At 64.1% G+C, this 21,192-nt stretch carries 19 protein-coding genes; 9 read left to right on the top strand and 10 right to left on the bottom strand.

Features of this window, described 5'->3' with window-relative positions; genetic code table 11:
- Positions 1 to 92: 92 nt before the first annotated feature.
- The 4 genes from H9L12_RS01450 to H9L12_RS14325 are packed head-to-tail and all read left to right on the top strand — an operon-like array spanning position 93 to position 4,639.
- The gene (locus H9L12_RS01450) at positions 93 to 1,529 is read left to right on the top strand and encodes a tetratricopeptide repeat protein (RefSeq protein WP_187542322.1); all 1,437 of its coding nucleotides are present in this window, start codon (positions 93 to 95) and stop codon (positions 1,527 to 1,529) included.
- On the top strand, positions 1,529 to 3,001 hold the full coding sequence (locus H9L12_RS01455) for an undecaprenyl-phosphate glucose phosphotransferase (protein WP_187542323.1): 1,473 nt from the start codon (positions 1,529 to 1,531) through the stop codon (positions 2,999 to 3,001). The genes H9L12_RS01450 and H9L12_RS01455 overlap by 1 nt, the downstream gene beginning before the upstream one ends.
- A 34-nt stretch (positions 3,002 to 3,035) precedes the next feature.
- Entirely contained in the window at positions 3,036 to 3,758 is a 723-nt protein-coding gene (locus tag H9L12_RS01460; RefSeq protein WP_246450495.1) for a WecB/TagA/CpsF family glycosyltransferase, read from the top strand.
- Positions 3,758 to 4,639 carry a cell wall hydrolase gene (locus H9L12_RS14325; RefSeq protein WP_425506791.1) on the top strand — a complete coding sequence of 294 codons (882 nt, stop codon included), beginning with the start codon at positions 3,758 to 3,760 and terminating at the stop codon, positions 4,637 to 4,639. The genes H9L12_RS01460 and H9L12_RS14325 overlap by 1 nt, the downstream gene beginning before the upstream one ends.
- Before the next feature lie 198 nt (positions 4,640 to 4,837).
- On the opposite strand, the gene H9L12_RS13285 is transcribed toward H9L12_RS14325, so the two are convergent.
- On the bottom strand, positions 4,838 to 5,500 hold the full coding sequence (locus H9L12_RS13285) for a PEPxxWA-CTERM sorting domain-containing protein (RefSeq protein WP_246450496.1): 663 nt from the start codon (positions 5,498 to 5,500) through the stop codon (positions 4,838 to 4,840).
- A gap of 278 nt (positions 5,501 to 5,778) precedes the next feature.
- Between H9L12_RS13285 and H9L12_RS01475 the strand changes: the two genes are divergently transcribed.
- Together H9L12_RS01475 and H9L12_RS01480 are read left to right on the top strand one after the other, a co-directional pair.
- Positions 5,779 to 7,047, top strand: a complete 1,269-nt coding sequence (locus H9L12_RS01475) for a DUF1996 domain-containing protein (RefSeq protein WP_187542326.1) — start codon at positions 5,779 to 5,781, stop codon at positions 7,045 to 7,047.
- A gap of 269 nt (positions 7,048 to 7,316) precedes the next feature.
- On the top strand, positions 7,317 to 8,585 hold the full coding sequence (locus H9L12_RS01480; protein ID WP_187542327.1) for a pilus assembly protein TadG-related protein: 1,269 nt from the start codon (positions 7,317 to 7,319) through the stop codon (positions 8,583 to 8,585).
- Here the strand turns inward: H9L12_RS01480 and H9L12_RS01485 are convergent, their stop codons facing one another.
- Together H9L12_RS01485 and H9L12_RS01490 are read right to left on the bottom strand one after the other, a co-directional pair.
- On the bottom strand, positions 8,586 to 8,855 hold the full coding sequence (locus H9L12_RS01485; protein ID WP_187542328.1) for an excalibur calcium-binding domain-containing protein: 270 nt from the start codon (positions 8,853 to 8,855) through the stop codon (positions 8,586 to 8,588).
- A gap of 44 nt (positions 8,856 to 8,899) precedes the next feature.
- Positions 8,900 to 9,856: a UDP-glucuronic acid decarboxylase family protein gene (locus H9L12_RS01490; protein WP_187542329.1), complete on the bottom strand. Its 957-nt coding sequence runs from the start codon at positions 9,854 to 9,856 to the stop codon at positions 8,900 to 8,902.
- Between the two features lie 122 nt (positions 9,857 to 9,978).
- Here H9L12_RS01490 and H9L12_RS01495 point away from each other — a divergent pair, with 122 nt between their 5' ends.
- Positions 9,979 to 10,524, top strand: a complete 546-nt coding sequence (locus H9L12_RS01495) for a gamma carbonic anhydrase family protein (RefSeq protein ID WP_187542330.1) — start codon at positions 9,979 to 9,981, stop codon at positions 10,522 to 10,524.
- Between the two features lie 22 nt (positions 10,525 to 10,546).
- A complete protein-coding gene (locus H9L12_RS01500; protein WP_187542331.1) occupies positions 10,547 to 10,903 on the top strand; it encodes a hypothetical protein in 357 nt (118 codons plus the stop codon).
- On the opposite strand, the gene H9L12_RS01505 is transcribed toward H9L12_RS01500, so the two are convergent.
- From H9L12_RS01505 to H9L12_RS01535, 7 genes are all read right to left on the bottom strand, one after another.
- Positions 10,900 to 11,277: a Rieske (2Fe-2S) protein gene (locus tag H9L12_RS01505; RefSeq protein ID WP_187542332.1), complete on the bottom strand. Its 378-nt coding sequence runs from the start codon at positions 11,275 to 11,277 to the stop codon at positions 10,900 to 10,902. The genes H9L12_RS01500 and H9L12_RS01505 overlap by 4 nt on opposite strands.
- Positions 11,270 to 12,565 carry a fumarylacetoacetase gene (gene fahA, locus H9L12_RS01510; RefSeq protein WP_187542333.1) on the bottom strand — a complete coding sequence of 432 codons (1,296 nt, stop codon included), beginning with the start codon at positions 12,563 to 12,565 and terminating at the stop codon, positions 11,270 to 11,272. The genes H9L12_RS01505 and fahA overlap by 8 nt, the downstream gene beginning before the upstream one ends.
- On the bottom strand, positions 12,562 to 13,842 hold the full coding sequence (gene hmgA, locus H9L12_RS01515) for a homogentisate 1,2-dioxygenase (protein ID WP_187542334.1): 1,281 nt from the start codon (positions 13,840 to 13,842) through the stop codon (positions 12,562 to 12,564). The genes fahA and hmgA overlap by 4 nt, the downstream gene beginning before the upstream one ends.
- Positions 13,839 to 14,879 carry a 4-hydroxyphenylpyruvate dioxygenase gene (hppD, locus tag H9L12_RS01520; protein ID WP_187542335.1) on the bottom strand — a complete coding sequence of 347 codons (1,041 nt, stop codon included), beginning with the start codon at positions 14,877 to 14,879 and terminating at the stop codon, positions 13,839 to 13,841. Before hppD ends, hmgA begins: the two co-directional genes overlap by 4 nt.
- A gap of 54 nt (positions 14,880 to 14,933) precedes the next feature.
- A complete protein-coding gene (locus tag H9L12_RS01525) occupies positions 14,934 to 15,968 on the bottom strand; it encodes a PrsW family glutamic-type intramembrane protease (RefSeq protein ID WP_187542336.1) in 1,035 nt (344 codons plus the stop codon).
- Positions 15,969 to 15,978: 10 nt separating this feature from the next.
- Positions 15,979 to 19,083 (bottom strand): TolB family protein, encoded by a 3,105-nt coding sequence (locus H9L12_RS01530; RefSeq protein WP_187542337.1) that lies wholly within the window; start codon positions 19,081 to 19,083, stop codon positions 15,979 to 15,981.
- A gap of 150 nt (positions 19,084 to 19,233) precedes the next feature.
- Positions 19,234 to 20,679: a hypothetical protein gene (locus H9L12_RS01535; RefSeq protein WP_187542338.1), complete on the bottom strand. Its 1,446-nt coding sequence runs from the start codon at positions 20,677 to 20,679 to the stop codon at positions 19,234 to 19,236.
- 209 nt (positions 20,680 to 20,888) lie between these two features.
- Between H9L12_RS01535 and H9L12_RS01540 the strand changes: the two genes are divergently transcribed.
- Positions 20,889 to 21,161: a hypothetical protein gene (locus H9L12_RS01540; RefSeq protein WP_187542339.1), complete on the top strand. Its 273-nt coding sequence runs from the start codon at positions 20,889 to 20,891 to the stop codon at positions 21,159 to 21,161.
- Positions 21,162 to 21,192: the final 31 nt, after the last annotated feature.

Genomic DNA, 21,192 nt, shown 5'->3' on the forward strand with positions numbered 1-21,192 from the left:
CTCGAACGCGTCCGACCTTGGGACGATGATGAGAAGGGTAATGGAAAACCGGGCCCACTAATATAGTGTTTCGGGCACTTGGTATCCCAGAAATGTACAAAATGTTCGCCAACCGTTTGAAAAATGTCACGCTCGCGCTCGCACTTTGCTTCCTGCTCACGGGATGCGATCGCAAGGAAGCCAAGGTCCAGGCAGCGTTTGCCGAGTATCAGGCTGCGGCCAGTTCGGGGGACTTGGCCGCGGCCCGCGACGCGTTGCTTCGGCTGACGGCGATCGATGAAGACGTCGCGGATTATTGGGCCGAACTCGGTCGCGTCCAATTGGCGCTTGGGGCCTACCCGGACGCCTATTTCGCCTTGACTCGAGCGCTGGAACTTAACCGCAGCTCGCCCGACCTGCTGCGCATCCTCGCGCAGCTTTCGCTTCGCGCCGACCGGTTGGACCTGGCGGAGGACTACGCCGAGCAACTCGATCTCGTGGCGCCAGGGGACGTCGCCGTCCGACTGACCAAGGCCATGGTCGCACTTCGCCAGAACAACCTTGAGGAGGCGTCGGCCCAGTCGGCCGAGATCCTGAAGGCCGACCCGACCAACAGTGACGCCCGCCTGATCGAATCCCAGGTGCTGCAGCGTTCCGGAAGGCCGGCAGAGGCCATTGCGCTCCTCGAAAAGCAGGTCGCATTGAAGTCGGAGGATATCCCGGCGCATCGCGCACTTGCCGCCCTGTACGAAGAAGCCGACAATCTGAAGAAAAGCGCGGAACATCGGCGCCGCGTCTACGCCCTTCGACCGGACGCAGCGGAGGAAGGGGTTCGTGCAGTCGAAGCCTCCTTCCGGGCCGGCGACGTTGAATGGGCGCAAGAAGCATCGATCAAGCTTTTGGGGCCAAAAGTGCCGGCGGCGCAGGTGCGTGCAGTGCTCACGCTGTGGGAGGACGAGTGGTCCGGCGCGGAGCGTGTCCGGCTAGCGCGTCGTCTCGCACAAGCTGCCCCGGTTTCCCAAAAAGCGGAGTTTGCGCAGTTCCTGATCAGGACTGGGGCTCCAGCGGATGCTGCGTCCATCCTGGCTCCGATCGTCGGAACGACTGCCGATCGGCGAAATGTCCAGCATGCCGGCATTTACGCACATGCGTTGGTGGATATGGGCAAGGTGGAAGAGGCCCGGCGCTGGATCGACGAAGTACTCGCCATCGACCAGGACAATGTGGATGCCTTGCGTGCAACGGTGCGCCTTGATGTCCGCAGGAAGGATTTCGAGATCGCGATCAACGACGCCCAGAAGATCGTCACCCTGGTACCCGACTCCGCCGAAGATCGCCTGCTTCTGTCCCGCACTTATGCCGCAGCCGGCGATCGCCGGGAGGCGGAGCGGGTGCTGTGGCAGGCTTTCCATGATCTGCCCGGGGATCGCCACGTTTATGTTGCCTTGCAGCAATTTCTCATTGCGTCGGGTGACATTGATGGCAGGAAGCGTGTGGCAAGCGAATTTGCGGAACGGCGCCGCGCGTCAAACCTGAAGGACCTAATCTGATGGCGGCCGAACATCGACGGGTCGACACTGCAAGCCTCGCGGCACCAGAATCGTCGGTCGCGTCGACCCTCAGGTTCACGTCGAACATCGTTGGCCCGGCAATATTGATGGCGGACGTCATCTGCCTTGGCCTTAGCGCCGTCATGGCGCTGCTCCTCTATGACGCGATCTTCGACACGCCGGTCGTCCCGGCCGTGCACCGCTTCGCGCTTGTGGTGGTGTCGGTCAGTTTTCTCCTCCTCCGCTCATCCAAGCAGGCTTACCGGCAAACGCTGATGAACGGCTTGCAGGATTCGGGAGAAGCGGTGTTCGATGCCGCAGTCAGCGTCTTCCTGACGGCTGCCGTTGTCTGGCAGTTCGGCTTTATCGACGATTATTCGCGCGGCGTCAGCGTGTTGTACCTCTTCAGCCTGATCGCCACGATCATCGTTTCGCGGCCGATCCTCCGCTGGTTCCTGGCGAGCCAGGCGCGCCGCGGCGTTATCGGACAGCGCGTCGCATTCTACGGGTGCGATCCGATTTCGATCGCCACGATGCAGGCTCTGATGGAATCAAAGGATCTGGAGCATGTCCGGTTCGTCGGGGTCGCCGACGATCGTCCCAAGCATGCGGTGCCGGACAATCTCCGGATGATCGGGGGATATGAGCAACTCGCTGAATTGGCGCGCAAGGGGGAAGTGGACCAGGTCTTCATCAGCCTGCCCGACCTGGACAAGGCGCGTCTCCGCTCGATCGTCGACGGGCTCAGCCAGGTGGCGGTCGATATTTCGCTGATTCCGCCGCAGGCGATTGCCTATCACCCCGATTATCGGGCCAACCTGCTGGGCACGATTCCGGTCCTGACCCTTTGGCAACGGCCGTTCCGCGACATCAACCAGTTCGTGAAGCGCGGGGAAGACCTCGTCCTCGGTGGGCTCATGCTGCTCGCCGCGTTGCCAGTCATTGCGATTACGGCCCTGGCCATCCGCCTGACCACCCGCGGGCCGGTTTTCTTTGTCCAGCCCCGTGTCGGCTTCAATAACGAGGTGATCAACGTCATCAAGTTCCGGTCGATGTATGCCGACCGCAGTGACTTCAAGGGGCTTGCGACGACCACCGCCGACGATGACCGGATCACACCTGTTGGGAAGATCATCCGTCGACTGAGCATCGACGAACTCCCACAACTGTTCAATGTCATGCGCGGGGACATGTCGATCGTCGGTCCCCGGCCCCATGCGACCCACATGAAGGTTGGCGACCAATATTATGTCGACGCAGTGCGCGGCTACGCGGCCCGGCACCGGGTCAAGCCGGGCATCACCGGGCTTGCCCAGGTGCGCGGCCTTCGCGGCGAGATCCGCACGCTGGAGCGTGCGGAAATGCGCGTGAAGCTGGACAAGGAATATATCGAAAACTGGTCGGTGTGGTTCGACATCAAGATCATGTTCGCCACCGTCCGCGCGGTGTTCTTTGATTCCTATGCCTATTAGACGGCGCCACCGCTTTCTCGACGTCGACTTCGACATGATGACGATGGACGAGGTGTTGGGGTGGCTCGCGACCAGGGGTGCCGATGACCCGTTCGCGTTCGTCGTGACGCCCAATGTCGACCATCTTGTCCGGTTGCATTCGGGCAAACCGGAGGCGGGACCGCTCGCCAAGGCCTATCGCGAAGCGGCTCTTTGCGTCTGCGACAGCCGTGTCTTGCGGCGCTTGGCCGCCTGGCGCGGGGTCGAGTTGACGGTAGTCCCGGGCAGCGATCTCACGGCTGCATTGTTCCGCGCCGAAACGGGACTGGAAGGAAAGGTTGCCGTCGTCGGTGGGAATCGTCGGCTGCTGGAAACCTTGCGCGCGCAGTTCCCGCAACTTGATTTCGTCCAGCATATCCCGCCGATGGGCCTGGCGAAGAATGGCGCCGCGATCGAAGAGGCGGCTCGTTTCGTTGGCGAGGCGGGAAGCCGGTTGTCGTTCCTGGCGGTTGGCTCCCCGCAGCAGGAACTGGTCGCCATGCGCGCCGCGGCCATGCCGGGCGCTTGCGGTACCGCGCTGTGCATCGGCGCGTCACTGGAATTCCTGAGCGGCGACCAGCGTCGGGCGCCTGCTTGGATGAGGCGCGCAGGGGTCGAATGGCTGTTTCGGCTCCTGTCCGAGCCGAAGCGGATGTGGCGCCGCTATCTGGTCGAGGGGCCGAAGATTTTTGCGCTGGCCTGGCACTGGCGCGGCCCGAATGGACAGGCTGAAGCATGATGGTGAAGCGACCTAGCCGTCGTCACGTCGAGGTCGGGCTGGTGGCGCTGGCCGCCGCCGGGGCGATCGGCGGATTGGCCTATGCGGTGAGGGGCGGGTGGATTGGACGCGACCAGTCGACGACCACGGTGATGCTCGACAAGTTCGGCGGGAAGGGAGATCTGGCGCTTCCCAACATCAATCGACCGATCGCGCCGGAAGACGCGGTCAAGGTCAACGCCGAGCGGCCGTTCGAAGGCGGCGGCGACACGCCGGCTGCAAAATTCCTGACCGGCAAGGCGGGCAAGGAAGATGTCTCGCGCGCCATCGAGTGTCTTGCCCAGGCGGTCTATTACGAAGCGGGCAGCGAAAGCGCGGATGGTGCGCGTGCGGTCGCCCAGGTCGTGCTCAACCGGGTCCGGCATCCAGGCTTCCCGTCGAGCGTGTGCGGCACCGTTTACCAGGGATCGGAACGGGTCACGGGCTGCCAGTTCACCTTCACCTGTGACGGTTCGCTGCGTCGAATCCCGAGCCGCGCGGGCTGGGATCGGGCGCGCAAGATCGCGGCCGACGCGCTGGTGAAAGGCACGGTTTTCGCGCCAGTCGGGCATGCCACCCATTATCACGCCGACTATGTCGTGCCTTACTGGGCCGCGTCGCTTCGGAAGCAGGTGCAGATCGGCGCCCACATCTTCTATCGCTTGCCGGGGTCCTCGGCGGCCCCGACGCATTCAGCCAGCGCTACGCTCGCAAAGAGCCGCTGCCGCCATCCCCGACCGCTGCCGAGGTCGCCGCAGAAGCGATCAGCGTGGCGGTCGAAACGGTCGCACCGCCGCCGTTGCCCGATCCGCTCGCGGCAGCCGGGGGCGATGCCATTTTTACGTCCAAGGCCCCGCCGCTGATCGCCGACGAGTCCCGCGGCACGCTGATCGAGGGTGGGAGTTCGCTCGGAGGCCCGGTCGGTTGCATGACCGGCGGAAACGCCGCTCCATCGACAAGTGTGGCATCGGCGGGCGCCCCGGTCACGTCCGCCTGCTAGCGGGCAAAGAAAAGGGCGCCGCCGGAAGACCGGCAGCGCCCAATAGTGTCCACGTTGCCGTTTAGGCGATTTGCATCACAGTTCCGTTCGAACGACGACGGCGCATGCCGTACCCGATCGCACCAAAGCCGAGCAGCATCATTGCCCACGTGCCCGGCTCGGGGACCGGCGGCGCAGTGACGCCATTGTAGGTCATCTGTTTGATTTCAAAGAATGCGATCGGATTGTTGGTGACAATCGCGAAGCCATCGAACGTTCCGCCGGACAGCAACTTGTTGAGGTTGCTGCCGTCGGCCGCGTAGCTGCCCGCCAACGAGGTGTAGTTGGCAAGGTTGTTCGCATCCAAACCCGAACCGGTAGCCAGGTAGTAGACCGTCACCGTTCCTTCGCCCGTGAGCATCACCGACCATTTGAAATCGGTGAAGTCTTGGTCGGGGTTGATGATGAGGCTGTAGAAGTCCGGCGTGTTCGGAGTCACGTCGTTGATCTGCGCGAAGCCGGCACCGATATGAACGGTCGTGTTGGCCGTGAAGGTCACGTTGGCGATACCGTTATTATTCGGTGACGAACCATAGACCGTGGTGCCGTTTGAATCGATACCATAGATCTGGTTCGCCAGCGGTGTGCCGGTAGTGTTCGTCACGGTGACGGCGGCGACCGCCGGGTTGGCTAGTGCGACCGCGGCCGCTGCCCCTGCCAGGAGCGAGAACATTGCGCTACGCATGTAACTTCCCTTCCACGAAGAATGATGCCCCGCCCCAAAGCCCACGCTGCGACTCGGCGTTAAAAAAGCATTAACGCAACATAGATCAATTTGCGAGTCATATGTTTGACTGACTGGCGAAGTTGGCAGGCTGGAGGGTTGGCGAACGCCGCGTTGCAATAAGGCCGCGTTAACTAGCGCGGGAAAGGCCGAGCGGCCAAACAGCAGGTTAATTTGGTTAGTGGTATCTTAAGCTTGTGACCGCAGGTTCGGCCGGAAACGAGCTGAAGGGTCTACACATGATCGGAGAACAAGGCGCATTCAAGGTGCTCGCGCTGAGCATCAGCGCGGTCGTGCTGGTCGGTGCAATGTCGGGTAGCGACGCGAATTATTTCGCGCGGCTGGCGAAAGGCAAGGTGATCGGCAAGAACAGGACGACGACCACGACGTCGCCGACGCCCACGCCCACGCCCACGCCAACGCCCACGCCGACGCCGACACCGACGCCGACGACAACGACGACTTCCAATCTGACGTATCCCGAGTTGAGTTCGATTTCGTCGAACTTTGATGTCAATAGTGAACTGGTGCCATCCTGGGGCACGGGGCAGATCGCGGCATCCGGCGTCCCCGACGTTGTTGGCGCATTCCGCTTCATCTGCAACGCGGGGCAGCTGCTCGCCGACGACCCTATCGTTTATCCCGGCCAGCCGGGGCGATCGCACTTGCATCAATTCTTCGGGAACCTGGATGCGAACGCGCACTCCACCTACGCGTCGCTCCGCGCCTCGGGCAAAAGCACGTGCAATTCACCTTTGAACCGGTCCGCCTATTGGATGCCGGCGATGTTGGACGGTGTTGGTAATGCGGTTCGCCCGGACTGGGTGTCCGTCTACTACAAGCGCCGCCCCGCAAGCGATCCCAAATGCTCCCTGAGCAGCGGCGATCCGCAGGCAGAAGGCAACTGCATCTCGATTCCCAACGGGCTTCGCTACGTATTCGGGTTCGACATGATCTCCGGACAGTCGCCCACCGGTCAGGCCTATTTTGACTGTGACGGCCCGACCGCGAAATCGGGTCATTATGCGACGATAACCGAGGCGGCAGCGAACTGCCCGAGCGACCCCACACCTACCGGAGTCCGCAACAGGTTGGGCGCCGTCATCATGGCGCCCCCGTGCTGGGACGGGAAGAACCTCGACAGTCCCAACCACCGGGATCACATGGCCTATATGGTCCTGAATCATAACGTCGGCAAATGGATGTGCCCGTCAACGCACACCTATTTACTCCCGGCTTTTACGATGGGCGTTTGGTATACGGTGGACGCCAACACCAATAAGTGGCGCCTGTCATCGGATGACATGGTTCCGGGGGCGGCGCCCGGTTCCACGTTCCACGCCGATTGGTTCGGCGGGTGGGACAATACCATCCTCTCGATGTGGATCGACAATTGCATCAACAAGCTGCTGACCTGCTCGGGCGGCGACCTTGGCAATGGCAAGCAACTCCGGCAGTACGAAAACTTCGGTTACAATGCTTCACCAAGGCTGGTGCCAGTTGCTTAGGTCGGCGAACATTGCAGCCGCTCTCGCATTAGCCTTGGCCGCGTGCGGCGTCCGTGAGACACCGTCCGCGGCGAGCGCGGGACCGTCCGAGGCGACGCTGGCAGCCGAAGCCGCAGAGCGCCGTGCGAACATCGAGGCGACGAATAACAACCCGTCGATCGTCGATCGGTCGAAGGCTTCGGCTGCGATCCATCCCAAGATCAATACTCGTCGCGCCGAGCATGACGCGGGCAACCATATGTCGACTCATCGGCATTAGGATCAGCGGCATGATGAGGACGTCGCGGATTCGTTGGCCGCTGGTCAGCCGATGCCTTTGGCGCGACGACCGCGGCGCCTCGCTGCTTGTGACTGCGGTTGCCTTGCCGGTGATCGTCGCTGCGCTTGGCTTGGCCATCGATGTTTATCAGTGGACCGTCACGAAGCGTCAAATCCAGCAGAGCGCGGACGCAGCCGCCATTGCCGGTGCCTATGCCGCTGTTCAGGGGGCCGATGTTGACGAGGCCGTTTCCGACGCCGCAGCCCAATCCACCGATAGCGATCACGACGCCCTGGTATCGGCGACGATGTCGCCGCCCGGCCACGACGGCGATCCCTTCGCGGTCGGTGTTCACATCGAAAAGCCGGGCAGCCTATTCTTCACATCGCTGTTCTTGAGCAAGCCGATCGCGATCACGGCCGATGCGGTCGCGACCGTGAAGGAAACCAACGACTTTTGCGTGTATGGTCTGGGATCCGGAGAGGAGCCGGCGATCGAACTGCGGGTGAACTCGACGGTCGAAGCCGAATGCCAGCTGGCTTCCAACGCTGAAGGTCCCAATTCCGTGACAGCGGACCCTACGGCTACCCTGAAGGCCGCACGCTTGTTGACTTTCGGCGGCATTGCCGGCGGCGAACTGAGCAGTTCCAACGCCCGCCCGTTCGCCCTGCGGCAAAAAGACCCGATGCGAGAGCTTGTGATGCCCGACATCCCGACCTCCGGGTGCCCCAATGCGACCTACAACTCGGATGTTTCCGGCGTCTCGATCAAGCCGGGATGTTACGGGAACCTGATCATCAACGGCAACGTCAACCTGGAGCCCGGAAATTACGTCCTGAACCGCGGCAACCTGTTGGTTGGGCCCAATGCTTCGGTGAATTGTGACGGATGCACCATTTTCCTGACGACCGATATTCCGGGCGAGGACAATCGTTCCGTCGGCCGGGTCAAGGTCGAGGCCGGCGCAACGATCAATCTTACGGCGCCGCGCGACGGCGATTATTCGGGCGTGGTGATGTATCAGGATCGACGCGCGAGCAGCGACGACAAGGATCAGGAAAGCGAGATCGGCGCGTCATCGACGTCGCGTATCAACGGTATCGTCTACTTTCCCAACCGCCCTCTCAAGATTGCCGGCGATGGCTCGCGCACATTTGAATGTGCACGCTTATTGGGCCGGAGGCTCGTGTTCGAAGGCCGCGTCATCATTGCACGGGGCTGTACGTCCGATACCGGCAAGGTGGTGCTGAATGGCGCCGAAGTTCGTCTCGTCGGTTGATCAGGCCGGCGGTGGACAGGCGATGCCATCGCCGTCGTGGTCAAACTCCGCCTTATAGCCAGGCCGTCCTGCCAGGAGCGGTGCCTTTCCGGCTGCGACGACCTCTCCGCAATCCTTGAAGTCAAGCACCTCGCCCGATTGGCTTACCAAAGGGGGCGGGTCGGCCGTGGGTGACCGTTCGGTTTCGGGCGTCCGGTTCAGGTACCACCAAGTACCGCCGAACGTGGTGGCGCTGGCAACCAGAACGAGGGCGATGAAGCGCAGGTCCATAGGGGGAGCCTAACCGGCTTTGGCGACGAAGGCGACGCCGTTTCTTAGCCCGCCGGCTTCGCGAAGTAGGCGATCGTCGCGTCCAGTCCTTCGGACAGTTCGACCTTGGGTTCCCAGCCTAGGATGTCGCGGGCCTTGGTGATGTTGGGCTGGCGCTGGCGGGGGTCGTCGCTGGGCAGGGGCTCAAACGTTAGGGTCGACTTGTGGCCGGTCTTTTCGAGGACCTTTTCGGCCAGTTCCTTCATCGTGAATTCGTTGGGATTGCCGATGTTGATCGGGCCCGTCACCTCGTCCGGGGAACGCATCAAACGGACCAGCCCGTCGATCAGGTCGTCGACGTAGCAGAAGCTGCGGCTCTGTTCGCCGTCGCCGTAGATGGTAATCGGCTTTCCGGCGAGCGCCTGGACGATGAAGTTCGACACGACGCGGCCGTCCGCGGGGTGCATGCGCGGGCCATAGGTGTTGAAGATCCGCGCGACCTTGATGCCCAGGCCGTGCTGGCGGTGGTAGTCGAAGAACAGCGTTTCGGCGCAACGCTTGCCCTCGTCATAGCAGCTGCGGATGCCGATCGGGTTGACGTTGCCCCAATATTCCTCGGTCTGCGGATGAACCGACGGGTCGCCATAAACCTCGCTGGTCGAGGCCTGGAGGATCGGAACGCCGAGGCGCTTGGCAAGGCCCAGCATGTTGATCGCGCCGTGCACCGACGTCTTCGTCGTCTGCACCGGGTCGTGCTGATAGTGCACCGGCGAGGCGGGGCAGGCGAGGTTGTAGATTTCGTCCACCTCGATGAACAACGGGAACGTCACGTCGTGGCGGATCAACTCGAAATGGGGGTGGTCGAGCAGGTGGGCGATGTTGGCCTTGCTGCCGGTGAAGAAATTGTCGACGCAAATGACTTCGTGGCCGTCGGCCAGCAGGCGGTCGCACAAGTGGGAGCCGAGGAAACCAGCGCCGCCGGTGACGAGCGAACGCTTACGAATTTCATACTGCCGAACCATGAAAGCAAAACCCCTGTTGTTCCGCGACGAATGAGTAGAGCAATTCGGTTGCCGCGCAATGACGTTCGGCGGCGGCGTCTCGGCAGAGGACAGGCGCGCTTAAGATCGCTACGGTCCCGGGGATGGCGATTTACGAGATTGACGGCACGCGGCCGACCCTTCCCGACGATGGTTCCGCCTGGGTCGCGCCGAGCGCCGACGTGATCGGCGATGCCCGGCTGGGGCGTGAGGTCGGGATATGGTTTGGCGCGGTCGTCCGGGCCGACAACACGCCGATCATCATCGGCGAGCGCACGAACATCCAGGAAGGGGCGATGCTGCACAGCGACCCCGACGCGCCGCTCACCATCGGCAAGGGCGTGACGGTGGGGCACCACGCGATCCTCCACGGCTGCACCGTCGGCGACGATGCGCTGATCGGCATGGGCGCGATCCTGCTCAACCGCTCGGTGATCGGCGCTGGCTGCATCGTCGGCGCCGGCGCGCTGGTGACGGAAGGCAAGGAATTTCCGTCCGGCAGCCTGGTCGTCGGGTCACCGGCGCGAGCGGTTCGAACGCTCGAGGGGGGCACGATTGACATGCTGCGTGCCTCTGCCGCGTTGTACGTGGACAAGCAGCAGCAGTTCGCTCGCAAGTTGGTCCGGATCGACGAGGTGACGAATGACTGAATGTCCGAAGTGCCGTGGGCGGATGACGCAGGGATACCTGTTCCTTCCCGACACCGGCGGGCGGGTGAAGTGGCTGGATGGCACGCCCGGGTTCTGGAAGACGGTCATGGGGATCGGTGCCAAGTCGGCCGAACTCACGTCAAAGCGTTGCGGCGAATGTGGCTTCGTCGAATTCTACGTTGATACCGACGCCAAGCCGGTGAAGACGCTGCAGTCGATCGACGACGAGAATGAGCGGCTGCGTAACCTGGTGACCAAGCTGCAGGAGCGGGTGGCAAACCTGGAGACGATTGCCACCGATCCGGGCGAGCGCACCGCGCGGGCGATCGACGAGTTGCGGTCGTTGCCGGACGCTACTCCGAAGCCGACGAAAGATTAGGCGGTAACGATGCGGCCGTCGGCGATGGTCACCGGCCATCCCTGCAGCCGTGCGCCGACGCAGGGCCCGCCGACGCACCGGCCGCTGTCGATCTCGAACAGGGCGCCGTGCCAGTCGCACGCGATCAGCGAGCCGTCCTCGCTCAAATAGTCATCAAGTTTCTGGGCCAGCGGCAGGCCCATGTGCGGACAGCGGTCGACGTAGCCGAACACTGCGTCACCCTGCCGGACGATGAAGCCGTGGAAGCGGCCGGCCTTCATCTCAAGCACGAAATTGCGCGCGCTGCCGTTGGGGATGAGGTCGAGCGGACCGAGCGTGATCCCGGGCGGTGTCGCCGTCAGGCGGGTCAGGTCGGACTTCGGTTCGTCAGGCATCGACGACGGGCAGTACCCGCCCGGTAACGTGACCGAAGCCGATTGGCACTGCGCCGGGCGCGACGCATCGCGCCGCGAGGGTCAGTTCGTCGCCGTCCTCCAGGAAACTGCGGGTTTCGCCGGTCCCGATAGCGATCGGCGTCTTCCCGCCTTGCGAAATCTCCAGCAGCGAACCAAGCCCGCTTGGGCTCGCGGTCGACAGCGTGCCGGTGCCGATGAGGTCGCCAGGCTGGAGGTTGCAGCCGTTCGACGCGTGATGGGTCACGATTTGCGCCGCCGACCAGTACATCGCCGCCGCCGCCTCGCCCTCAGACAGCACCAGCGGCGGGAAGCCTTGCTGGCGCATCCGCTCCGTCACCAGCACGGCCTCGATCTGGATGCCGAGCGCGGCAGTGCCGGCATCGGGGTCCCGGAGGTAGGGCAGGGGATCCGGATCACCTTCGGGCCGCGGTGGCATGGCGCGCATGAAGGGGGCTAGCGCGTCGGGCGTCACGACCCACGGGCTGACACTGGTCAGGAAATTCTTGGCGAGGAAGGGGCCAAGCGGCTGGTATTCCCACGCCTGCAGGTCGCGCGCGGACCAGTCGTTGAGCAGGCAATAGCCGGCGATATGGCCGCGCGCCTCGGCGATCGGGATCGGCTGGCCGAGTTCGTTGCCGCGCCCGATCCAGATGCCGAGCTCCAGTTCGTAGTCGAGCCGGCGTGACGGGCCGTAGTCCGGCGTGTCGGCATTCGGCGGCTTGCGCTGACCTTTCGGCCGAATGACCGGTCCGCCCGACACGCGCACCGAACTGGCGCGGCCATGGTAGCCGATCGGCACATATTTGTAGTTCGGCAGCAACGGCTGGTCGGGGCGGAACTGCTTGCCGACATTGGTGGCGTGATGGATGCCGACGTAGAAATCGGTGTAGTCGCCGATCCGCGCCGGCAGGTGCATGGTGGCGTCCACGGCGTCGACCAGGTGCGATTCGACCTGGGGCCGCTGCGCCTCGCTCGACAGCAAGTCGGACAGCAGGCGGCGAAGCGCGCGGGCCTCGTCTGCCCCATGCGCGAACCAGTCGTTGAGTGTCGGCTGCGACAGGGCGCCGAGCCAGCGGTCGTCTACAAGTCCGGCCTCGGCCAGCGCGCGCAGGTCGAGGATCTTCTCCCCGATGGCGACGCCGATGCGCTGGTCCTTCGTCTCGGTCGAAAAGATGCCGAGTGGCAGGTTCTGGATGGGATAGAGCGGGTGGCCGTTGGCGCTGGCGACCCAGCTCTGGCGGGAAAGTGCGTGAGTTTCGTCGATCATTTGGGAAGGCTGGCCTTGGGGAAGTCGGCCCACGCCTGGTCATAGTCGGGCTGGGCTCGGTCGAGGGCGAAGCGCGTCGGGACGTAGGGCCAGCAGCTTTCGACCATGAACGCCATGGTCCCGTCGATCTTGACCGGCTTCAGCTCCGCCTCGCTCGCGCTTTTCCAGCTGGCGACGTCGGGGCCATGGCCGCTCATGATGTTGTGCAGCGAAAGCCCGCCGGGGCGGAAGCCGTCGGCCTTGGCGTCATATTCGCCATGGATCAGCCCCATCGCCTCGCTCATCACGTTGCGGTGGAACCACGGCGGGCGGAAGGTGTCTTCGCCGACCATCCAGCGCGGCGGGAAGATGACGAAGTCGGCGTTGGCGCGGCCGGGGGTGTCGCTGGGCGAGGTCAGGACGGTGAAGATCGACGGATCGGGATGGTCGAAGCTGATGCTGCCGATGGTATTGAACCGCGCCAATTCATACCGATAGGGCGCCAGCGTTCCGTGCCAAGCGACGACGTCGAGCGGCGAATGGTCGAGCGTCGTCGTCCACAGGCTGCCCATATATTTCTGGACGACCTCGTGGGGCGCATCGACGTCCTCGAACGCCGCGACCGGCGTTTCGAAATCGCGCGGATTGGCGAGGCCGTTGCTGCCGATCGGGCCAAGTTCGGGCAGGCGAAACAGTGCGCCATGGTTCTCGGCGACATAGCCGGACGACGGTTCGCTGACGTCGACGCGGAAGCGGACGCCCCGCGGGATGACCGCGATCCAGCCCGGCGCGACGGTCAGCCGGCCAAGCTCGGTGAAGACCTCCAGCGTGCCCGACTGGGGGATGATCAGTAGCTCACCGTCGGCGTTGACGAAAATGCGCCGGTCCATCGACCGCGAAGCGCTATAGAGATGGACCGCAACGCCTACCAGGTCGGCAGGGTCGCCATTGGCGAGCATCGTCACCAGCCCCTCGATGAAATCAGCGTCCGTGGGCAAGTCGGCCGGCGGATCCCAGCGCAGGCGATTGGGCGCAACCGGCTCCTCGATAATTCCCGGCGCGAACAGCTTGGCACCCTCGTAGCGCGTGAACGGGCGATGGTCGGCGGTTGGGCGCAGCCGATAAAGCCAGCTGCGCCGGTTCTCGTGCCGCGGCGCGGTGAACGCGGTCCCGCTCAACTGCTCGGCGTACAGGCCGAAGGCCGGCCGTTGCGGGCTGTTGCGACCTTGCGGCAGCGCGCCGGAAACGGCCTCGGTCGCGACATGAGTACCGAAACCGGGGATGTAGCGTTCGCTCACGCGTCGACCTTGATGACGCCGCGGCGGATCTGGTCGAGCTCGATGCTTTCGAACAGGGCCTGGAAATTGCCGTTGCCGAAACCCTCGTTGCCCTTGCGCTGGATGATCTCGAAGAAGATCGGTCCGAACAGGTTCTCGGTGAAGATCTGCAGCAAGATGCCGTCCTTTTCGACATCGCCATCGATCAGGATCCGGTTCTTGCGAAGCCGCTCGACGTCCTCGCCATGGCCGGGGACGCGCTTGTCGATCAGTTCGAAATAGGTCTCGATCGTGTCCTGCAGGCGGACGCCGCGCTCGCGCAGCTTCTCGACCGTTTCGTAGATGTTGCTGGTCGACAGGGCGAGGTGCTGGATGCCCTCGCCGCCATATTCGCGAAGGTACTCCTGGATCTGGCTATTGTCGTCCTGGCTTTCGTTGAGCGGGATGCGGATTGCCTTGTCGGGCGCGATCATCGCCTGGCTGAACAGGCCGGTCGCCTGGCCCTTGATGTCGAAATACTTCTGTTCCTCGAAGTTGAACAGCGTCTTGTAGAAGTCGGACCAAACCCGCATCTGCCCGCGCTGGACGTTGTGGGTCAGGTGGTCGAGCAGCTCGAGCCCGACATTGTTCCTGGCCTCGGCCTCTTCCCATCCATCGAACGCCGCCCAGTCAGCGTAGAGATCGGCGTTCTTGTCGATGAAATAGAGGTACGACCCGCCAATCCCCTTGATGACGGTGTCGTCTTCGTCGGTCAGCTCGGCGCCGTTCGACAGCGCCCAGTCGAGCGCCTGTTTCGGATTATCGACCCGAAAGGCCATCGCGCTGGCCGATGCGCCATGGGCATTGCGGAAGGCGGCGACGCGGCCATCGGCGTCGCGGTTGAGCATCAGGTTGATGCGACCCTGCTTGTAGCGGGTGATGTTCTTGGTTGGATGGCGGTGGGTCGGGACGAAGCCCAATTGTTCGAACTGCCGCGCCATCGCCTCGGGGTCGGGCGAAGTGAACTCGCAGAATTCGAAACCGTCGAGTCCAAGGGGGTTGTCCGCACTGACGCTCATGATCGCGTAGGCCTTTCGCGCAAGGAGGCTGGGTCGTGGCGCCCAAATGCGCGGCTAGGCGGGCTTTCGCAAGTCCTCGCGAAGCTCCCGTAGCTCCCACAGGTCGTTGCGGCTGTAGGGGAGCAGCGGTTCCAACGCCGCAAATCCGGCCTTGCCGATCGCGCGCTGCGCCGATTCCATTCGCTCGAACGTGTCGAGGAGGACATTATCGGGCGGCACCGGATGGCCGAGGAGCTTTTCCTCGGCGGTCACCACCAGACGCATGCTCGCGAGCAGATAGTCGCGGATGTGGTCGGCTTCGATCGGGGTGGATCGGCGCAGCAGCTGGGCGATCTGCCGCCCACTGGCGTCGTCGGGCAGCTCACCGCGTTCCAGCGCGTCGAGCGCGGCGCGGTGGTTGGCGCTTTCCTCGATCAGCCACCCGCGCGCCTCGTTCGAGCCGACGTGGAAGATGGCCATCAGCAGCAGCGGGGTCGCCACCAGCGCGCCCATCATCGCGATCAGCGGCTGGTCGGGAAACTGGTTGAACAGGGTGTGGACCAGCCCGGCGACCAGCAGGCCGGGGATGATCCACAGCGGGTTGAAGGTATAGTGCGCGGCCGCCCTGCGGTTCTGGCATTCGGCCAGTTCGTGGGCGATCGCGGCCATGGTCGCGCCGGTGACGCCGTGCATCAGTGCCGTGCCTAGCCCCCGGACCATCCACACCGTCGGCGCCAGGTCGTCGAAGCGCATCAGGTAGAGAATATTCTCGACCACCGAAAAACCGGCGCCGATCGAGAAACCCGAAATGACCGCATCGAGCTTGTAGCCGATGCGGTTGAGGTAGAAGAGCGTCAGGACGACCAGCGCCTTCAGTGATTCCTCGATCCATGGCGCGACGAAGCGGCTGTAGCCCGAAAAGCCGATCGGCAGGACGTCGATCAACTGGCCGCTGATCGGATAGGCGATGAGGGCGATGACGCCGCCGGCGAGCAGCAGGACCACAATCTCGGACAGGCTCATCAGCTTGAACACGTCGAGCCAGACGAACAGGGCAACCATCGCGAGCACCGGAACCAGCGCCACCGTCCAGTCGAGAAGCTCGATCATCACGCCAACCCTACATGATCTTGAGCGAGGCAAGGAATTCGGTGCGGCCGTCGATGTCCTTGTCGCCGAACCCGCGCGCGATGCCGAAGGAAAAGACCATCGGCAGGCGCAGCGCGACCGTGAATGCCAGGTCGACCTGCACCCCGGCATTGGCCAGTCGGTAACGGGTGCCGTCGGGCGCGCGGTTGAGCATGCCGCCAGCGAACAGGGCAGGGCGTGCGTAGGACAGGTAGAAAGCGGGTGTTCCCACTTCCTCGAAGCGGAGCGGCGGCAGGTTGATCTCGCCGGTCAGCTTGGCAAACCGACGCGCGGCGATCTGGTCGATCTCGAAACCCGGGAAGCTTTCGAACTCACGGTAGCGCTTTTCGGTCCGGTCATCGACATAGTTGTTGCGGAACGACCCGAAATAGAAGGCGCCGAGCGGGCTCGCACGATCGCCGCCGACCACGCCGGCGTGGGCGTAGATCCAAGCCGAGCTGTTGTTGATCGGCAGCGGCACGCCATAGTCGAGGCCGGCATAGACGTGCGGGAAAGTCTCGCCCTCGGCACGGTCCGCGCCGCCGACCAACCGGGCCGCGACGCCCTTTTCGTGATCGACGCCGCCGAGCGACTTGACCGTGTTGGTGTATTTCACCCCGGCTTCCGCGCTGAAGATGTTCTTGGGGCTGAGGATGTTCTGGGCGGCGGGCAACTGTTCAAGCCCGAAATAGGCGGCGGCGCTTCCGAACAGGTCGAGCTGGCGCGGCGGATCGTAGATCCTGGTCTTGTTGTAGCTGACGATGACCGCATCGCCCTTGCGGCTGCGTTTCACCGGTCCGGCAAGGTCGTAGACGTCGGCGTCGTTGTGCCAATAGCGCAGCGTCCAATCGAGCGTCTTGTACTTGATGTCGGCGTGCAGCCGGTCGTTGATTCCGCCGCCGCCGAACGGAGATACGCTGAAGGTCGCGCTCAACTGCCGGAATTGCAGCGGATCCTCGATGTTGAAGTAGTAACCGATCGTCGGCTTGCTGAGGTAGCCTTCGACGACCGGATAGGCGCCGGCCAGCTTCATCGCCCGGTTCGGCACATATTTCCCGCGAGCGGTGAGGATGGAGTCGAGGTCAACCTTGGCGGGGGAGCCGACCCCCCAGTCCTTGAGTTCGGGGTGTCGGCGGATGACCTCGCTGCCGAGGAACGCGACGTTGCCCAGGTCCTCGCGATGCTGCGGGGTGATGATCGACGGGCTAAGGCCCTGGCCGGTGTATTCCTGGACGAACAACGATCCGTCGGGGCGCGGCATCGGCCGGAAGAAGCCGGTCGAGGCGTTAGTCAGTGCCTCATATTTGCCGCTGGCGATGTCGAACCGGAAGACGTTGGAGACGCCGGTATAATAGCTGGTACCAACCAGCGATTTGCTGTCGGGGGCGAAGACGAAGCCTTCGGGTGTCGCCGGCGCCATGTCCAGCCGCGCGACCTCTTCGGGACCACCTCCATTCTTGAACTGGTCGAGCCGCCACACACGCACTGATTGCTTGCCGTCGACCTCACCAAACGATGCCGACACCATCGTCCCGTCGGGCGAGATATCGAGATCGAATGGAATCTCGCCATAGTCGAAGGTGTGGATCTGGTTGAAGCCGGCGTAGGGCGCGGGCAGGCGGACGATGGTCGCGTAGCCGTTCTGGTGGCGGATCCCCCACAGCGACTTGTCGGTGGGGTTGAGGACAAGATCGCCGATCCGCGCGTCGGTCAACAGCTTGCGCCGCTTGCCGGTGTCGACGTCGATCGCAAACAGGTCGCGGAAGGCGTGGTTGTCCTCGGTGTAATAAGCCGTCCGCGCCTCGGGATCGAATGCCAGACTGGTGACCCGGTAGAGCATCGACCCCTTGAGGTCTGCCAGATGCCGGAGCTTGCCGGTCGCGACCGAGACCGACCCGACATAGGCGATGACGCCGCTGTACTTGAATGCCCCGATCAGGCTGTCGGTTTTCGCGTCGTAATAAAGGCGCGACACGGACCCAAGGCCGCGCGGCGTGATGTGGCGCACCTCGGTCAGCGGATATTGGGCGAGGCCCTCCAGGTTCCGGCGCTGGAAGGCATGCTCCCACGCGATCCAGTCATCCCAGACATCGTCGAGGCCCTTGCCGTACGCGCGCCTGAACTGGGTGGCGTAGAAGCCAGCGCTGTCTTCGTCGCGGCGAAGCCATTGCAGCAGCCGTTCCGGGCCGTAGGTCAGGACGAGGTAAGAAACGAAGCGGCTGCCGTAGAGATAGTCGTTGACCCCGACCTGGAAGTCGATCGACGTGCCTTCGGATTCCAGGCCCAGGGGCGAATAGAATTTGGCGTTGTCGCGGACCATCGCGCGAAACACCATCTCGTCATAGCCGCCCTGCGCGCGGCCGAGCCCGCCGGCCATCCACGTCTCGAAGAAGACCGCGGTGCCCTCAAGCTGCCAGCGTGGCGCGTTGACGCGCGGCGTGACGAGGAAGTTGTAGAGGATCGATTCCGGATGCTCCTGGATCGGGGGCACCTTGCCAGCGAACAGCCTCCGCCAGAAGGCGTCGCGGCTGTTCCACACGTCCATCTGCGCGACGTGGGCAAGCTCGTGGTTCGACAAGGTGAAGAAGCGCTCGCCCGGGCTGAACGTCTCCATGGTCTGGCTGAGCGGCGCGACGTCGAGCAGTACAGCGTTGTTGGGGGATGAGCGCGCACCCGCGTTACCGTAATCGCCGAAGTCCTTGAGCAGGACGGTCATCGGGTCCCACGGCTTCCAATTGAACTTCTGCTCGTGCCAGCGCAGCGAATTTGTCAGCGACCGCGCGACGTAGGGCGTCAGGTAGGTCTGGACCGGGTCGAAATAGAGAAGCTTGAAGTCCCTCGTCTCGAGCGTCGACAGGTCGATGCCCGATGCGTTCGGCGGGACATGCTCGGGCAGTTCCCGTTTCGGCTCGGACGGCGTCGGCGGCGTGTCGTTGGCCGGCGGCGGGACAGGCCCGGGTTCGGTGACGGTGGTGGGCGGGTCGGGGGGCGGCGCGGTCGGCTGGGTCTGGGCGAGCGCGCCCGCCGACGTTCCGGCCAGCAGGATGGCAAAGGCACAGGCTGTCGCGGTTCTTCCGCGAGCAACGGGTCGAGTCATCGAGCCCCCAAAAAAACGGGGCCGCCCGAAAGCGGCCCGACCCCAAGCTACTACCGTCCGATGGCCCCGTGGCGCCCATCCGCTGAAGCGCGGCGGCGAACCCGGGATTGGCCATCATCGCCATGGCCCCGTTGACCGAGGCCAGCCGGGCTAGCGCCCGGCGTTGGTCGCCAGAGAGGCCAGCGCCGGTCCGTCCTGTGCCAGTCGGGCGAAGGCCGATGGGTTGCTGGTCATCTGCGAAAAGGCCTGCGCATTGCCCGCGACGCCCGCCAGCGCGCGCGGACTCATCTGGCCCGCGGAGGCAAGGTTGGCGGCCGCCGCGACGCTATTGAAAGCCTGGGCTGCCTTTGCCGCCGCGGCAAGATCGAGCGACTTGGCGCCGACCTGGCGAAGCGAGGGCGTATTGGCCATGCGCGACAGTGCGGCGGTATCCATCGCCTGGCGGAACATGCCGGCGTTGGTCGCAATTGCCTGGAGCGACGCGGCGTTGGCCGCCATCGACGGCAGCGCGCCGGCATCCGCCTTGATCGCCGCGGCCAGGCTGGCGTCCTTGGCGAGCGCGTTGAGGTCGGCCGCGCGGCCAGCCATGCCGGGCATGTTCGCTGCCTGCGCCGCGAACCCTGCCGGATCCTTGGCCCAGCGCGCGGAATGGCCACCGGCCATGATCGCCTGCGCGGCGGCCGCATGGGTCGACAATGCTCGATAGAACGCGGCGTGCTGGGCGACCGAGGCAAGGGCCTTGGGTTCCCGCGACAAGGCGTCGAGTGTGGCCGCATTGGTCGACATCAGCGACGCGAGTTGCGCCGAGGCCGCAGCATTAAGGCCAAGCTTGCTGATGGCTTCGGCCTGCTTGATCGCCGACTGCATCAGGCCGACGTTGCCGGCGATGCCCTTGAAGGCGGCGGCATGGTCCGCGATCGCCGCGAACAGGCCGGCGTCGGCCTTCAATCGTTGGATCGCGCCGGCGTCGGCAAGGAGCGAGGCCGCGAAGCGGTCGTCGCCCGAGCCTCGGGCGATGATGCGGGCGAGCAGGTCGGCGTCCATCGCCTTGGACAGGGCGCCAAGGTCGGCGGCGCGGCTCAGCATCTGGGACAAGGCCTGCGGGTGCCGGTCGGCCATGTAGCTGAACGTCTGTGCGTGGCCGGCGATGGCGGCGTACATCGCCGCGTTGCGCGGGGCCATGTCCTTCATCTGCGCCTGCGCGACGGCGGCGACCTTGGCCATTTCGGCGAAGGCGCGCGGGTCTTTCGATACCGCCTGGAAGGCGCCGGGATTGGCGGCGACGGCGGCCATCGCCGGACCGTTGTTCAACAGGGCGGCAAAACCCGGATCGCTGGCCATCGCCCGGAATTCCGGATTCTTGGTCAGCACCTCGAACGCGTCGGTCTGCATGAGCTGCGGGATCGACGTATCGCCCAGCGCCACGTCACCGGCGGCAACTTGCGAGGAAACGTAGCGGTCGGCCGGGGCGATGGTGCCCGCCGACGGACCAAGCGGAGGATAGACGCGACCGACGGCGTAGGCGCCGGCGGCAATGGCCAGTACAATGGCGGCGGACGCAAGATAACGACGTTGGTTCGATGCGGTAGCTTCCATGTCGAGATTCCCCACCTTCATTGAGATGGTTAATCTCGTTTAAGACTCCAAGTTAGTCAACGTAAACAGGAAATTAACAACGATATCCTTGGGATAGCGAGGGGTGAAAACGCCCTGTCGATGCCTGCCGGCGCCGACTCGATCATCAATCTGTCCCGGGCGCTGCCGAACGAAACCCAGGGCGGACGGCCCGCGTTGGGGGAGTAACGATGTACCGCAATTCCCTTAATTCCCGCGACCGGGCGGTGACGATCGGACTGGTCCTGGCGGTGCACGCGGGACTGGCGCTGGCGCTGCTCAACCTGTCGGGAACCGTTGATATCATCCCCCGCCAGCCCGACCTTGAGATCTTCGACATCACCGCCGATCCGCCGCCGCCGGAGCCGGTCGTCGACCTTGTCCAAAACGACGAAAAGGAAAAACCGAAGAAGGAAGAGGGCGCGGCGTCGGCGAAAAATATCGAAAGCAAGGCGACCCGGTAGCGCGGCCCAAGCCGCGCGTCGAGGTTCCGGC

The sequence above is a fragment of the Sphingomonas rhizophila genome (assembly GCF_014396585.1).
Taxonomy (GTDB): domain Bacteria; phylum Pseudomonadota; class Alphaproteobacteria; order Sphingomonadales; family Sphingomonadaceae; genus Sphingomicrobium; species Sphingomicrobium rhizophilum.

Coding starts and splice junctions, on each gene's coding strand:
- H9L12_RS01450 (WP_187542322.1), top strand. CDS start 93: ATGTACAAAATGTTCGCCAACCGTTTGAAAAATGTCACGCTCGCGCTC.
- H9L12_RS01455 (WP_187542323.1), top strand. CDS start 1,529: ATGGCGGCCGAACATCGACGGGTCGACACTGCAAGCCTCGCGGCACCA.
- H9L12_RS01460 (WP_246450495.1), top strand. CDS start 3,036: ATGATGACGATGGACGAGGTGTTGGGGTGGCTCGCGACCAGGGGTGCC.
- H9L12_RS14325 (WP_425506791.1), top strand. CDS start 3,758: ATGGTGAAGCGACCTAGCCGTCGTCACGTCGAGGTCGGGCTGGTGGCG.
- H9L12_RS13285 (WP_246450496.1), bottom strand. CDS start 5,500: ATGCGTAGCGCAATGTTCTCGCTCCTGGCAGGGGCAGCGGCCGCGGTC.
- H9L12_RS01475 (WP_187542326.1), top strand. CDS start 5,779: ATGATCGGAGAACAAGGCGCATTCAAGGTGCTCGCGCTGAGCATCAGC.
- H9L12_RS01480 (WP_187542327.1), top strand. CDS start 7,317: ATGATGAGGACGTCGCGGATTCGTTGGCCGCTGGTCAGCCGATGCCTT.
- H9L12_RS01485 (WP_187542328.1), bottom strand. CDS start 8,855: ATGGACCTGCGCTTCATCGCCCTCGTTCTGGTTGCCAGCGCCACCACG.
- H9L12_RS01490 (WP_187542329.1), bottom strand. CDS start 9,856: ATGGTTCGGCAGTATGAAATTCGTAAGCGTTCGCTCGTCACCGGCGGC.
- H9L12_RS01495 (WP_187542330.1), top strand. CDS start 9,979: ATGGCGATTTACGAGATTGACGGCACGCGGCCGACCCTTCCCGACGAT.
- H9L12_RS01500 (WP_187542331.1), top strand. CDS start 10,547: ATGACGCAGGGATACCTGTTCCTTCCCGACACCGGCGGGCGGGTGAAG.
- H9L12_RS01505 (WP_187542332.1), bottom strand. CDS start 11,277: ATGCCTGACGAACCGAAGTCCGACCTGACCCGCCTGACGGCGACACCG.
- fahA (WP_187542333.1), bottom strand. CDS start 12,565: ATGATCGACGAAACTCACGCACTTTCCCGCCAGAGCTGGGTCGCCAGC.
- hppD (WP_187542335.1), bottom strand. CDS start 14,879: ATGAGCGTCAGTGCGGACAACCCCCTTGGACTCGACGGTTTCGAATTC.
- H9L12_RS01525 (WP_187542336.1), bottom strand. CDS start 15,968: ATGATCGAGCTTCTCGACTGGACGGTGGCGCTGGTTCCGGTGCTCGCG.
- H9L12_RS01530 (WP_187542337.1), bottom strand. CDS start 19,083: ATGACTCGACCCGTTGCTCGCGGAAGAACCGCGACAGCCTGTGCCTTT.
- H9L12_RS01535 (WP_187542338.1), bottom strand. CDS start 20,679: ATGGAAGCTACCGCATCGAACCAACGTCGTTATCTTGCGTCCGCCGCC.
- H9L12_RS01540 (WP_187542339.1), top strand. CDS start 20,889: ATGTACCGCAATTCCCTTAATTCCCGCGACCGGGCGGTGACGATCGGA.